Origin of the sequence: Enterobacter sichuanensis (assembly GCF_002939185.1) — a bacterium.
Classification (GTDB): Bacteria; Pseudomonadota; Gammaproteobacteria; order Enterobacterales; family Enterobacteriaceae; genus Enterobacter; species Enterobacter sichuanensis.
On record NZ_POVL01000077.1, the window covers coordinates 1 to 13479 of the forward strand.

The following is a 13479-nucleotide window of genomic DNA, read 5'->3' on the forward strand; positions in this document are numbered from 1 at the left end:
GGAGGTGATTTTTCAGGCATTGAGCGTCAGCAGAATATACTGAGTTCTGTTCCCTGGTGCTTCCTCGCTCACTCGGGGCTTCGCCCTGTCGCTCGGCTGCGGCGAGCACTGCTGGCTCGAACACATCCGTGGCCGGAAGATACTAATCCCCCGAGACGCTCTCAGGTACCCACTACTGCGAGACAACCCCCACGAAGATTTCTATCGTCCCTGCAGACATACTCGAATCGTTTTTATTAACCCTGGCTCCCGTCGTGACAGAACACTACTTCCTGTAAAAGGGGGACTAAGGCCCCTGAGTCACACACCTGAAATTAATAATGCGGAGTTTTACGATAATGTCATTGCTAGAAACTTTCCTGACCGCTTCTCCCGCTTCTCAGGGGGCAACAATCCTGTTCCTTGCCATGCTGATCTACTGGCAAAAGCGATAAATCCATGCGGGCTGGCCTTTGGCCAGCTTCGCTGTATAAGGGGAAAAATGCGGCATATCCAGGCATTTCACTAGGCAATTTGAATTCAGATATCTATGCTTGGGATCCGGACAACAGGAGGTAACAAGATGAAACTTCAAGATATACAGATAGATAATACCGTAAGGAGTGGCCTTAATTCTTTCACTGGTGGGGTGATTATTCGTGATACAAAGGTATTGATCACGCTCAATCTCCCGGATGGACAGAAAACCACTATTGAGGGGGAATGGCGGCATATGTCAGACGCCAACAGATTGTCAGAACGTATTACGATGCTTCAGCATGCGATCTATGAGCAGTATGAGGAATACAGAGCAGATATTCCCGTCAGCTGGTCCAGATAACGTCTGACAGACCTCACCGGCGAGCAGGACGTTTGCCAGCATCATTCTCCTAAGCACTTAAATATTCCCTTTCAGCATGGCTACCGCATCCGCTTCGGGCATCTGAAACTGCACCCGGTGCCGTGCCGCGACATCGAGCGCAAACACCTTCGTATAGACCTCCGTGGAACTGATCGATTTGTGGCCCATCAGGCTCTGCAAAACCTTCAGTGGTATGCCGGCGTACAGCATATGCATCGCGTAGGAGTGACGGAACGTATGGGGGGTAACCGGTACTGAGAACGTCACCCCGTCGGCCGCTGCGGCCTCCACCGCTTCGCTAAGCCAGGTGCGCACGGTACGGTCTGTGATCTCCCAGATACGTGCCTTCTCCATTCTGCCGGTGCGCTTGTTTCGTCTTTCCAGCGGAATTTTCAGGGTGGCCACCATCATCTGCAGCTGGCTGACATAGTGGTGATCGGAAAGGGGAACCAGACGATGGATCTGACTGCCTGCGGGGGCACGACCTGCCGTCCTGGTCGCTTTCTCGGTACGCTGCTTGAGCGTGGCCAGCTGCACGAACGGATACGGCGGCGCCAGCGAAAAATCCCCCCGGGTCAGCGCGAGCGCTTCATTAATGCGCGCGCCGGTGTTCCACAGCGTCGCCAGCAGCATCTTGCGGTGAAGATCCGGCACGTAATGGAGCAGGGCGCTGACTTCCGGCGCCAGCAGGTATTTCGGCAGTTCATCCTGCACGAGCGCCATCTGGCGCAGGGCGAGGGCGGCAGGGTAATCGATGGCCACCGGGAGCAATGTTCCGGGAGATGCCGGAGATCCAACTGGAACCAGGTTATTCATAATTTCTTTTAACTTTTTTCTTTGCCGAGAATTTTATTCGTAATATTACCGGAGTCAGGATGACTAACCAGCCAGCGACGGCCAGCCAGAAAACAGACGAAGTCGCAAACAAAACTACCCCGTCAATGACGGTAGACACGATATTTTCGGGCACAGGTTTCACTCCTCTTCAGTGGGTGGCTATGGAACGGGAACATTCATGACACCAACATCCAGTAGATAAAGCACAGAAAACCCATCCCCCATCCCCAGAACAGGATCTGGCCGCGGTATTTATCCCGCAGGTTAAAAAAGGGATGTGCCTGCAGGTCAACGAGCTCCTCACTTTGCGAGGCAAGCTCCCTTTCCAGCTCCAGGATTCTTTTCTGCGACTGAGCACACAGGGTAGCCAGCCGGATGACCCCGGTTGCCCGTTGCGCCACCTCCAGGTCTGAATCCCCGCTCTGCGGCAGAGACAGTTTTTCTGCCCGCAGTGGCAGGGCGTCACATTTCTCGTCCGGGAGCTGGCCCCCTTTCCTGTGCAACAGATGATAAAATGGACGATTCTTAAGTGAAGTAATTAACTGTTTTTGCGACCGTTTTTTGCCTTCGAGCTGCACGATTTTTTCCTGCAGCCCGCGATAACAGTCTTCCAGCCGGCGTACCGCGGATACCAGGGGCTCCACCCGGAGCGTTGAATACCTGCCCCGCGGCAACTGTAGTTCGTCTGCCCGCAGCGGCATTGAGCTGGTTTCCCCGGCCGGGAACCGGAAACCCATTGCGTGCCACAGTCTGTCCCTCCGGATCTTGTTTTCTTCGTTTTTTTCATCAACCTGGGAAATTTCAATCGGCAAAACCCTGGTTTCTGGCGGAAGGCCTCTGGCCCAGAGCACAAACTGCTGCGTGATCCAGCTACCCAGGCCGTGTCCCTGCAGGCGGCGTTCCAGTCTGAACTCATCTGTAAACAGATGCAGGGCCTTCTGTTGAGGCCAGTAGATTGCAGTGAAAGTCTGAGTCTTCGTCTGTTCGGTATCGGCCAGGTACAGTGTCATTATGCAGGAGACCCGGTACAATCCGTCGGGAAAATGGTCAGAAGTTGCCCCCCACGATTGCTCCCTGCTCAGAATGACGACCAGATTTTCCTCCTGGCGGGTACTGTTATTTGTAATGATCTTCGGCAATGTCACGAGCCACATTGTTTTGTCCATAACAGTCCGGGTCACGAAGTCGGTCATGTTTTTTCCCTGGAGGGTTATACCCCGGTGCTGTCAGCAGTTATCGGATAGGGGAGTGTCCCCTGACCCCACGAAAGCCTGCAGGGCATCCGCTCTGGAGGGCAGTTCAATACAGTCCCCGTGCAGTGGGTTAATTTCTTCGTCAATGGCTTCGTTGTAAAGCATGCGAAGCCGCCACCCCTTCATCGGGAGAGAGTTCTGTATGGCCAGCACCATCCCTTCCGGCGACAGCAGTTCACGAAGGGTGTAGCAGGCCCCGATCCGGGTCGAGTCCCGCAGCCACATCACGGGGTATTCACTGACCAGCTGGTCATACACGCATTCTGCCGTATGGAAGTAATTCTCATCCGCCCTGCATAAATCACACATAATCCTTCCTTAACTGAAAATTCCGCCTGTAAGCCTTGTGAAGCCATCATCAGAACAGTGAACAATACAGTTTAAAGACCTTATCGATGAGGCAGGCTTTCCACGGCGGACCGCTGTGTTCAGACTGCGACAGATGGTAGTCTCCGGTGAGCACCCAGAACTCAGGCTGGCCTGATTGTTCTGCCACCATTCTGCCGTTTCGTTTGAGAATTTTGGGAGATCGCCATTCCTGACGCCGCCGGGCTGTCTCGACGGGGCAGTCCTCATTAAGGCCAGAGTAAAGCCACAGCTCCTGGTGGCCATATACATCCTCAAGCTCCCGGACCACATCGTTAAATGATCTAAATGTTGGTTTACCCATACCTCGCCTAAAAGCTTCGTTTTGACATCCTCCCTGTCTTTCAGGGCGGGGAGGCTGTCAAATTCCCCAGAACATCAGGTTTATCGCATTTTTGATGTCATTTTCCCGGTGGCTGAGATCGGCCACTTCCTCCCCGGTGACGGAGGCCGTGACGCTGGCCATGTCCGTGGTCATCAGGCGGTAGCTGTCGTCCCCGATGTGCACCACCGGATAGAGTTCACGGGAGACCTTATCCGACAGCAGCCGGGCGCTGGCCAGCGGGACCACCATCCGTCGCCCGGGGGTATCGATGATGTCACTCTGCACATCCACGAACAGACGATAGCGGCTCTCTCTTTTATAGGCATAAACCTTAAACTGCATCTCACCAGTCCCTGTTTTCGTCGGCGAATGAACCGTTCATCTCAATAAAGCGGGCAACCTCGGCCATCCCTTCCTGATTTTCGGCCTGCCAGCGTTCGGCACGCAGACGACGGGCCTCATTCTGCATGGCCCTGTTCACCAGGCCGGAGATATTGACGTCCGCGGATTTCAGTAACTGATAACTGTCGCTGTCTATGGTGACGGTGATGCGCTGCTTCATGATGCACTCCGGAATACATACTAATGATATGTATATCAGTATAGCTTAATGATGCAGCTGACACACGCCAGACAGAAACATACTGTTATGTCGCCATTCATTTCACACCGTGAAATTCACATACACAATAATCACCAGAGAGATAACAAGCAGCCATACAGCCACGCCGTTAAATTACCGGACGGCCGTTCCGGTTGGATCCGACTTTTCGCACTTTATGAAGTTTCCGGAAGTTTACCACGGTCAGGGAATAAGTAAAGCGGCGTTTTCCGGTGGTGAGCAGGCGGTCGCGGGGCAGGGGAGGGACACAACATATAGCGTTACAACCAGCTGAGAACACCGCTAGATATTGTGTTTCCGGGCCGCTGCGCCCCGGCGGGGCTGAAGCAGATCCGGAACTAGCTTTTTTCGGATCTGACCGGGAAAAGAGAGAATACAACATAGGTTCAACATATCCATATGCCGGGCATCTGCATAGGTGTGGCATACGCATATACTTACCATCTGCATATGCTATGACTATACATATGCTTTGCATCTGCATATACTGAACATAGTCATACAGGCCGGTCGGCCAGGAGGAAATGATGAGAACTGTATCCATTTTTAAAAACGGCAATAACCGCGCCATTCGTCTGCCCCGCGATCTGGATTTTGAGGGAGTGAGCGAGCTGGAGATCGTCCGGGAAGGGGACAGCATTATTTTGCGTCCCGTCCGGCCGACCTGGGGCTCGTTCGCGCAGTTCGAGAAGGCAGACCCGGACTTTATGGCGGAGCGCGAGGACGTTGTCAGCGACGAAGGACGATTTAACCTGTGAACAAGACCTATATGCTCGACACCTGTATCTGCTCGTTCATCATGCGCGAGCAGCCGGAAGCCGTCCTGAAGCGCCTGGAGCAGGCGGTGCTGCGCGGCCAGCGCATCGTTGTCTCGGCCATCACTTATTCTGAAATGCGCTTCGGGGCCACCGGCCCGAAGGCCTCCCCGCGCCACGTCGAGCTGGTCGACGCGTTCTGCGCCCGCCTCGATGCCATCCTGCCCTGGGATCGCGCTGCGGTGGACGCCACCACGGAGATTAAGGTGGCGCTGCGAATGGCCGGGACGCCGATCGGCCCGAACGACACGGCCATTGCCGGGCACGCCATCGCCGCCGGTGCCGTGCTGGTGACGAATAATACGCGGGAATTTGAGCGGGTACCGGGTCTTGTGCTGGAAGACTGGGTAAGATAACGCTGTAAAACAAAACAGGCGGTCTGGCGCAGCCGGACACTCTTTCAGTCAGCGGTATATAAAGGAATAAAAGATGCCTCTGATCACGCGGCTTATGCTGCAAAACTTTAAAAAGTTTCCGGAACTGGACCTGCGCTTCACTCATGACCGTAACATTCTGGTCGGGGACAATGAGTCCGGGAAAAGCACGATTCTGCTGGCCCTTGACCTTGTGCTGAGTGACAGCCGGCACCGGGTCGAGGCATTGGGTGTGGAATCGCTCCTGTCCCAGTCAGCAGTAAGGCAGTTTCAGGAAGGTGAGCGCCGCGCCGATCAGTTACCCGTGCTGACAGCTGACGTTTTCCTGAGTAATGGGGGAGATCCTGACCTGAACGGCAGGCAAAATCTGGCGGGTATCAATGCGGATGGTCTCAGAATGCGTATTGCACCAATGACGGAGGAATACGGCCAGGATATTCACAATGTACTACAGCAGGATCCCGATAATTTTCCCTATGAATACTATTCCGTGCGGTTCAGCACCTTCTCCGGTGGTCATTTCGCCAGCTTCAGACGCTATCTGCGCCATCTGCTCTTAGACAGTGCACGCATCGATAACGAGCACGCCGCACAGGAATATACGCGCACAGTTTACAGCGTCAATGTGCCGGTGGCCGATCGGTACCGGCTTGAAAACAGTTACCGGCAACAGAAAATGCACTTCTGCACCCGGCATCTGTCAGCCATAAACGACACGCTGGAAACGTATCAGTTTGGCGTGCGTTCCGGTGCTAAATCAGGGCTTGAGGCGAATCTAGACATTACCGAGGACGGTATTTCCATTCGTCACCGTGGAAAAGGAAGGCAGTGCTTCATCAAAACGGAGTTTGCGCTGCAGCGGCATCAGCAGCAGGGAGAGCTCCACGTACTGTTGCTTGAGGAGCCGGAAAATCATCTCAGCCATGTCAGTATGAAGAGGCTGGTTAATCAGCTTGCCACTGAACGGCAGACGCAGGTGTTTATTGCCACACACAGCAGCCATATCTCCTCCCGCCTCGATCTGCGTAAGGCAATCCTCCTCGGGTCTGCCCGGCCGGTACTGATGAATGAACTTTCCGCTGAGACTGCCGCCTTCTTCATGAAAGCACCGGATAATAACGTACTGGAATTTGCGCTGGCCAGACGTGTGCTGCTCGTGGAGGGGGATGCTGAGTTTATTCTGATCGAGGCCTTTTATCGCCGCCTGTATGGCAGGGCACCGGAGGAAGACGGAGTTCACATCATCGCTATCGGCGGAACGAGTTTCCGTCGTTATCTTGAACTGGCCCGTCTTCTGGAAAATCGCGTCGCGGCCCTTCGTGATAATGACGGCAACTATCAGCAAAACTGCGATGAACGCTATGCTGACGTGATTTGTTCCCGCTCCCGGGTATTTGCTGATCGCGATAACACCCGATCCACATTTGAAATCAGCCTGTATCAGGATAACGCTGATCTGTGTGATACGCTTTTCCGCGGACCCCGCCGGACACTCACGGTGCAGGAATACATGCTGGCCAATAAGGCAGAAGCAGCATTCCGGCTGTTACAGCTGCACGCCGGAGAGCTGACCGTACCTGATTATATTCAGGAGGCACTGGCATGGATAAGAGAGTGATATTTGCGGTTGCCGGCTCGGGCAAGACCACGCTGCTGATACGACGGTTGAGTGAGGACAGGAGGACGCTGCTCCTGACCTTCACCGTGAATAATGAAGCGCATCTGCGGGCACAGATTATCAGACGTTTTGGCTTTATCCCGGAAGGGATCAGGGTGATGACCTGGTTTGAGTTTCTGCACGGTTTTTGCTTCCGGCCTTTCCTGCAGGAGCAGCTGGCATCGCGTGGCCTGAGCTTCGACCAGCCCCCACCCAGAATACCGCGCACGAATGCCCGGCATTATCAGGATCCCGCCGGACGGCTGTATCACCGGAGGCTCGCACATTTACTGACAGCCCGGGGGTTGCTGCCGGATATCCGTATCCGGCTTGCCCGTTACTATGATGAACTGCTTGTCGATGAAGTCCAGGACTTTGCCGGACATGACTTTAATTTTCTGCTGGAGCTCTGCCGCGCGGAAATCACTGTGCTCTGTTGCGGCGATTTTTATCAGCATACCTTTGATACAAGCCATGACGGCAACGTTAATTCAACGCTGCACGACGACATCACGCGATATGAGGCCCGCTTCGACGCAGCAGGTTTCGCGGTTGACCGGGACACGCTCAACCGGACATGGCGTTGCTCAGCTTCAGTGTGCGAGTTTATCACCGGGCAACTGAACATCCGTATCGCTGCCCATGGGATACATGCCTCCCTGATTGAAACGATCGCAGATACAGAGCGCTCAGCCACCCTGCACGCCGATAATACGGTGATTAAGCTCTTCTATCGTGAACATCACCGTTACGGCTGCTATTCCATGAACTGGGGCGCCAGTAAAGGGCTCGATCACTTTCAGGATGTCTGCATTGTGATGGGATCCTCCCACTGGAAGCTTCTGACCCGTCAGGAACTGGCAACCCTTCCACCGTCGTCCCGTAACAGACTGTACGTGGCATGCTCACGGGCGCGCGGCAACATTTATTTTGTTCCCGAAACTCATCTGCGCCGATTCCGAAACTGAGTTACCGACTTCTCAGTCGGGCACAAATCAGTAAAAAGCGAGGGTCATCGACGGGAATACCGGCTGGACAGGTGCGGTTCCGGTTCTCGCTTTCCGGAACCTGGCTAACAATATGTAACATTATCATTAAATACAATTATGCCAGTTATTTTTATTCGCAAAATGCTAATAATGTGGCATACACGCCAGTATGAAAACATTGTTAACTTTTTAAGTTCTGAATGGTATGTCGCTTGTGCAGTTAAAAGTGCAGATCATTGAAAGTATTGTACGGTTTTGTTGACCGGAGACTGTTTCATCGTCGCGGATAATGAGCAGAATTATCTGTCCACTATATCTGGGGCAGGCTGAAAACATGGAATGGTTGGTTATGGATGCTGAGATCCTGTCATTTATGAAACAATTTCATTTGTGGTACTGTAAAAATAGTTTTTCTGATTTACCTGAGCTGTGAATATGGCATACTGCAGATGTTACCCGGCCGCACTCATACCGGGTAACGAACTGTGTATTGTGATGATTTTTTATTACAGGGGGATGATCGTGATCAATAAGATTTGCCAGGTAATTGACGGGGAGTACGTCTGCGACATTGATATCAGTGTGGAAGAATGGAAAGCTCTGTTAATGAATGAAAAGGTTTTTGACTCTAAAAGTATTGAGGCGTTAAAAAAATGGTATATTGAACCAAATCATTCCTGCACATGTTTCGATATAGGCAAAAAGTACGAACAGCACAGTATGAGTGCTAATGGCGTTATTAACGGACTCGGTGGTAGAGTTCAAAAAGAGCTTGGCAGATTTGAAGTTAAAGGGATCGGCAATATAGCACCCGGCACAAAATTCATTACAGTCATGAAGAGTAAAGAAACCGGTGAAAAACCAAAAAGATACTTATGGACTATTCGTGATGAACTTGTTCAGGCAATTAAAGAACTGGATTTTTTTGGGTCGAAAGAAATAACCACCAATGAGTATTACTCAGACGATGAGTTGATCAACGCCATGGAGGCGAATAATACATTTGATGTCGCGCAGACATTTGAATATACAGGGGAAGCTAAACCAAAGAAACATGCAACAGAAGTAAAAAATGGCGTCTCGTACCCAAGAAGTAAAGGGGTTTCAAAAAATGCACTGAACAAAGCAGGTTACAGATGTGAAGTCGATGGCGAACACCCAACCTTCAGAAGGCGTAACTCTCCCCTGAATTATACTGAACCTCATCACATTGTACCTATGTCCAGGCAGGATGACTTTAACACTTCGCTTGACGTCGAAGAAAATATAATATCGCTGTGTTGCAATTGCCATAAGCAAATTCACCTCGGACAGGGATATGAAGAAATGCTTGAGAAAATATATAATGAGAGAAAGGAGTTGTTAAAACAGGTAGCTATCGATATATCTCTGGAGGATTTGATTCGCTATTATAAAGGACAGAACAGGTGAATGTTATTCAATAGTAATGCTTTTACCTTACTTACAGAGAATGTCATTATTTCCTGGCAGTTACCGATTTGGCGCGTAAAAATACAAAACCCGAAATTAATCGGGTTTGAATTATTTAACGATTAACAGACTCCTGTGTCCAGGAATGATGTAAAACCACGCTTATCGTGACATTTCTGCAAATTTTACTTTTGAGTATCAAGCCATTTATTCATCTGCTCAATTTCACCTTTTTGAGCTTTAATGATGTCCTGCGCGAGCTTTCTCATTTCGGGATCTTTTCCGTATTTTAGCTCAGTCTCAGCCATTGCTATTGCCCCTTCATGGTGTGCTACCATGCCTTTCGCAAAAGCCTTGTCGGGATCGGATTCATTTACAGCAGTCATCATTTTGTCATGCATGTCTTTCATGCCAGCCATATATTCCTGTGACGAAGCTGAGGTAGACATATCAGTCATTTTCATTTCTGAATGTTCTGCTGAAATCGCTGGCAGGGATAACATTAATACTGCAAATAAAGTGTTTCTGGCTTTCATAAAAAATATCCTTTTAGCGTTGATACCCGTTAACTGTAGCAGAATCTGATAAAAATGCCCCCTGTAGGGGGCAAAGATGTTGCAATATATCCGGTTACGGAAAAATCTATCAAGGAAATCAGGACTGCAAAGATACTACCATCGCCGTCAGCCTGCATTGAGCATACGACGATGCGCTTCGGCCATGGCCTGATGTGGGCCGGACTGACCGTTATTCATAAATTCATGGGCAACTGCAGCTCTTTCATGCTCATTCATTGCCGCGAATGACTTTGACGGCCCGGTAGGGGAAACGGTCTGACTTCCCATCATCCTCTGATGACTTTCCACCATTTTCTGGTGCGCATCCGCCGACCCGTTCGTCATGGTTTCATGGGCAATAATGGCCTGTTCATGCTGGTCCATACCGGTCATACGAGGAGCAGTCCCCTGGATCCCGACAGGAGCCGCAGCAGACTGCATCTGGTGAGCAGGAGCCTGTGCATTGTTGACGCGATCATGGATATTCACGGTTTCAGTGGCCCAGGCCGATGAAATTAAACCAAAGCCCAGCAAAGATGCTAATACGATATTTTTCATGATAACTCTCCATTTCTGAATTAGTGATGTCCGGGGAAGTACAACCGGTGTTTTCAGTTCCATAACTGAAACAAGTTCGGCAGCGTTTATTTCTCCGGAAGAGGGCTGGATATTCATTTCCTGGCGTACTCTGACGCCGGGTATTGATGAAGCAATCCAGCCTTCCTGATAAGTTGCACTAATTATATCGAATGGCTTCTGTTTGCTGCATGACAGGCTAATGACATCTTTGTCATTTACATCTTTATTTTCAGCATTGGGTTTCCGGGATCATTTTCTCCAGTCTGGGCACGGATAAGATAAAACGCGTGGAGCGTACGTCTGATTCCACCTGCACTCTTCCGTGATGTGCTTCCACGATTGACTTCACAATCGCAAGGCCGATGCCGCTGCCTTCTCCTTTGCGTTGTCTGGATGGATCCACCCGATAAAAACGGTCAAACAGCCTTGATAAATGTTCTTCAGGGATCGGTTTCCCCGGATTTTCAATCACAAGGTCAAAAAAGCTCTCCTGCTCTCTTATTGAGACGGTGATTGCCTGTCCCTCCGGGGTATAACGCAGGGCATTGGATAATAGATTATTGATCGCCCTTCTGAACATTTGTGGATCTCCCTCAACCAGGCAGGGCATCCCGTTAAATTTGAGCGTGATATTGCGTTCTTCGGCCCAGGCTTCGAAAAACTCGAAGACTTTCATGACTTCCGCTCTGAGGTCAAACATGACCCTGTCAGGTATCAGCTGATTATTGTCCGCCTGTGCCAGGAACAGCATATCGCTGACCATTTTGGTCATCCGGTTATACTCTTCAAGACTGGAATAGAGGACATCCTCAAGTTCCCTCTGTGTTCGATCCTGACTCAGTGCGATTTCAGTCTGCGTCACCAGATTGGTGATGGGCGTTCTGATCTCATGCGCGATATCGGCAGAGAAATTGGCCTGGCGGGTAAAGACATCCTCAATCTTTCCAATCATATGATTGAACGAGATAACCAGTTGCTCCAGCTCAATGGGAACGCGTGTCGGTTCCAGTCGCGCATCAAGATTCTCGGAGGTGATGTTTTTAATGGCATTGCTGACATTACGAAGGGGCAGGTGCCCCTGACGGACAGCGATTCGAATGATCAGAACAATCAACAGGCTTATCACGACGGCAATCGCAATCAGGTTCTTTTTCAGCGCATCGAGGTAATGGAGATGGAAATTAATGGATAGGCCAGTCAGCATGACATAGTTCTGCTGTTTGCCCTGAAATATCGCCTGACCAGAGGAGGCGATAATCCTGTATGTTTCCATCTTCATTTCGGACCCGGTATCCATCGGTCCCGCAGGATCCTCCACCGTCCAGAGAAAGACATCCCGTGCGCGGCTGTGCTCGCTAAAATCTGCTGAATTCACTGCCGGGCGTAGTGCCGCCCCCTGAGCTGAGCTAAAGAGCACTTCACCCCTGGGATTGAGGAGCAAAAGGGCAACGTTGCGGTAGCTGGCAATTGATTCCTTTATTTTGCTTACTTTTTTTTCATCCGGATCTGCCGGGGACTGGAGTATACGGCTCAGTGTGGTGCTGATTTGTTGCAGATCGCTGACATCCTGCTCGGCAAAATGCTTTTCAACAGAATGCAGCATAAACCAGGTGAAGGCGATAAACGCCAGTATTGTGGACAGGCTGATAAAAAAGGTCAGCCGCAGAGCGAGTGAGAAAGGTCGTCTGGACGGTTTGCTATGCATCCGGGATCTCCAGCATGTAGCCCACGCCCCGCACTGTCTGGATCAGTTTTGTCCCGTAATCGTTGTCTATTTTAGCGCGGAGTCGCTTTACTGCGACATCAATCGCGTTAGTGTCGCTGTCAAAATTCATGTCCCAGACCTGAGAGGCAATCAGGGAGCGGGGAAGAACTTCTCCCTGATGGCGAATGAAGAATTCCAGCAAGCTGAACTCTTTACTGGTGAGCACAATGCGGTTCCCGGCGCGGCTGACTTTTCTGGATACGAGATCAACCGAGAGGTCAGCCACTTTAAGCTGGCTTTCCGTGATCATCGTGTTTCCCCGCCTGAGGAGGGTTCTTACCCGGGCGAGCAGTTCAGCAAACGCAAAGGGCTTCACCAGATAATCGTCCGCACCCAGCTCAAGTCCTTTGACCCTGTGTTCAATCGTGCCAAGGGCCGTCAGCAGTAATACCGGCATCCCCTTTCCGGCACTGCGCAGCATACGGATGATATCCCAGCCGTTTACATCAGGCAGCATGATATCCAGGATGACTAAATCATACTCGGCTGTCATGGCAAGATGATATCCGGTCAGACCATTATCAGCGTGATCCACGACGAACCCCGCCTCTGTCAGCCCCTTGCTGAGATATTCACCTGTTTTAATTTCGTCTTCAACGATTAATATTTTCATCATGCTCCCCGGCTGGCTGCTAATGTCATTTTATTGCGCCCACGATCGTTATCAACGGATTACAGCAAAAATGACAACATTGTCATTATCCTGTCACCCGGCAAACAGAGAGCGTTCGGTAAAGTATCCCTATCAATACTCTGGACTTCGTTTGAACCATTTACCAGGTCTGCCTGTACGAGAAGCGTTATGTTCAAATTAAAATTACTCAGCATCAGTACCATATTCATCCTGGCTGGTTGTGTTTCTCTGGCACCTGAATATCAGCGTCCGCCAGCTCCGGTTCCCCAGCAGTTTTCATTGTCTAAAAACAGTCTGACGCCTGCGGTAAACAGCTATCAGGATACGGGCTGGCGAAACTTTTTTGTCGATCCCCAGGTCAGCAGGCTGATCGGTGAAGCCCTGAATAGGCTTTGTTGAATAAATCGAACTTTTGCTGAGTTGAAGGATCAGAT

18 protein-coding genes and 1 pseudogene are annotated in these 13479 nt (G+C 50.9%); 8 read left to right on the forward strand and 11 right to left on the reverse strand.

Going from position 1 to position 13479, the window contains the following annotated elements:
- Window positions 1-320: 320 nt before the first annotated feature.
- On the forward strand, window positions 321-434 hold the full coding sequence (locus C5687_RS24820) for a hypothetical protein (protein WP_014343462.1): 114 nt from the start codon (window positions 321-323) through the stop codon (window positions 432-434).
- Between the two features lie 128 nt (window positions 435-562).
- Window positions 563-820, forward strand: coding sequence for a hypothetical protein (locus C5687_RS22155; protein ID WP_009310077.1), 258 nt, complete (start codon window positions 563-565; stop codon window positions 818-820).
- A 57-nt stretch (window positions 821-877) separates the two neighbouring features.
- Here the strand turns inward: C5687_RS22155 and C5687_RS22160 are convergent, their stop codons facing one another.
- The 7 genes from C5687_RS22160 to C5687_RS24830 all read right to left on the reverse strand — a co-directional run bounded on the left by C5687_RS22160 (window position 878) and on the right by C5687_RS24830 (window position 4815).
- Window positions 878-1657: a site-specific integrase gene (locus tag C5687_RS22160; protein WP_023287113.1), complete on the reverse strand. Its 780-nt coding sequence runs from the start codon at window positions 1655-1657 to the stop codon at window positions 878-880.
- Window positions 1658-1854: 197 nt separating this feature from the next.
- Window positions 1855-2871 (reverse strand): hypothetical protein, encoded by a 1017-nt coding sequence (locus C5687_RS22165; protein ID WP_009309921.1) that lies wholly within the window; start codon window positions 2869-2871, stop codon window positions 1855-1857.
- Between the two features lie 33 nt (window positions 2872-2904).
- Window positions 2905-3240 carry a hypothetical protein gene (locus C5687_RS22170; RefSeq protein WP_009309920.1) on the reverse strand — a complete coding sequence of 112 codons (336 nt, stop codon included), beginning with the start codon at window positions 3238-3240 and terminating at the stop codon, window positions 2905-2907.
- A 49-nt stretch (window positions 3241-3289) separates the two neighbouring features.
- Entirely contained in the window at window positions 3290-3430 is a 141-nt protein-coding gene (locus C5687_RS24925) for a hypothetical protein (protein ID WP_162898808.1), read from the reverse strand.
- Between the two features lie 228 nt (window positions 3431-3658).
- Window positions 3659-3964: a type II toxin-antitoxin system toxin CcdB gene (gene ccdB / locus C5687_RS22175; protein ID WP_009309918.1), complete on the reverse strand. Its 306-nt coding sequence runs from the start codon at window positions 3962-3964 to the stop codon at window positions 3659-3661.
- Window position 3965: 1 nt separating this feature from the next.
- A complete protein-coding gene (gene ccdA / locus C5687_RS22180) occupies window positions 3966-4184 on the reverse strand; it encodes a type II toxin-antitoxin system antitoxin CcdA (RefSeq protein ID WP_006788213.1) in 219 nt (72 codons plus the stop codon).
- A 169-nt stretch (window positions 4185-4353) separates the two neighbouring features.
- Window positions 4354-4815 (reverse strand): hypothetical protein, encoded by a 462-nt coding sequence (locus C5687_RS24830; RefSeq protein WP_075210108.1) that lies wholly within the window; start codon window positions 4813-4815, stop codon window positions 4354-4356.
- Between C5687_RS24830 and vapB the strand changes: the two genes are divergently transcribed.
- From vapB to C5687_RS22215, 5 genes are all read left to right on the forward strand, one after another.
- Entirely contained in the window at window positions 4772-5002 is a 231-nt protein-coding gene (vapB, locus tag C5687_RS22195) for a type II toxin-antitoxin system VapB family antitoxin (protein ID WP_001261282.1), read from the forward strand. The two genes, C5687_RS24830 and vapB, sit on opposite strands and share 44 nt — an antisense overlap.
- Window positions 4999-5415: a type II toxin-antitoxin system VapC family toxin gene (locus C5687_RS22200; RefSeq protein WP_001044770.1), complete on the forward strand. Its 417-nt coding sequence runs from the start codon at window positions 4999-5001 to the stop codon at window positions 5413-5415. Before vapB ends, C5687_RS22200 begins: the two co-directional genes overlap by 4 nt.
- A 73-nt stretch (window positions 5416-5488) precedes the next feature.
- Window positions 5489-7051: an ATP-dependent nuclease gene (locus C5687_RS22205; RefSeq protein WP_004206609.1), complete on the forward strand. Its 1563-nt coding sequence runs from the start codon at window positions 5489-5491 to the stop codon at window positions 7049-7051.
- Window positions 7036-8058: a helicase UvrD gene (locus C5687_RS22210; protein ID WP_000361404.1), complete on the forward strand. Its 1023-nt coding sequence runs from the start codon at window positions 7036-7038 to the stop codon at window positions 8056-8058. Before C5687_RS22205 ends, C5687_RS22210 begins: the two co-directional genes overlap by 16 nt.
- Window positions 8059-8601: 543 nt before the next feature.
- On the forward strand, window positions 8602-9510 hold the full coding sequence (locus tag C5687_RS22215) for an HNH endonuclease (protein WP_032411229.1): 909 nt from the start codon (window positions 8602-8604) through the stop codon (window positions 9508-9510).
- Between the two features lie 185 nt (window positions 9511-9695).
- Here the strand turns inward: C5687_RS22215 and copM are convergent, their stop codons facing one another.
- The 4 genes from copM to silR all read right to left on the reverse strand — a co-directional run bounded on the left by copM (window position 9696) and on the right by silR (window position 13024).
- The gene (gene copM, locus C5687_RS22220; protein WP_004187110.1) at window positions 9696-10046 is read right to left on the reverse strand and encodes a CopM family metallochaperone; all 351 of its coding nucleotides are present in this window, start codon (window positions 10044-10046) and stop codon (window positions 9696-9698) included.
- Window positions 10047-10193: 147 nt separating this feature from the next.
- Window positions 10194-10625: a silver-binding protein SilE gene (gene silE / locus C5687_RS22225; protein ID WP_004187113.1), complete on the reverse strand. Its 432-nt coding sequence runs from the start codon at window positions 10623-10625 to the stop codon at window positions 10194-10196.
- A gap of 250 nt (window positions 10626-10875) precedes the next feature.
- Window positions 10876-12351 (reverse strand): copper/silver sensor histidine kinase SilS, encoded by a 1476-nt coding sequence (silS, locus tag C5687_RS22230; RefSeq protein WP_003032875.1) that lies wholly within the window; start codon window positions 12349-12351, stop codon window positions 10876-10878.
- Window positions 12344-13024 (reverse strand): copper/silver response regulator transcription factor SilR, encoded by a 681-nt coding sequence (gene silR / locus C5687_RS22235; protein ID WP_001572351.1) that lies wholly within the window; start codon window positions 13022-13024, stop codon window positions 12344-12346. The genes silS and silR overlap by 8 nt, the downstream gene beginning before the upstream one ends.
- Before the next feature lie 189 nt (window positions 13025-13213).
- On the opposite strand from silR, the pseudogene C5687_RS22240 reads away from it, so the two are divergent.
- Window positions 13214-13429, forward strand: a pseudogene (locus tag C5687_RS22240) (hypothetical protein); the annotation flags it as partial.
- Between the last annotated feature and the right edge of the window lie 50 nt (window positions 13430-13479).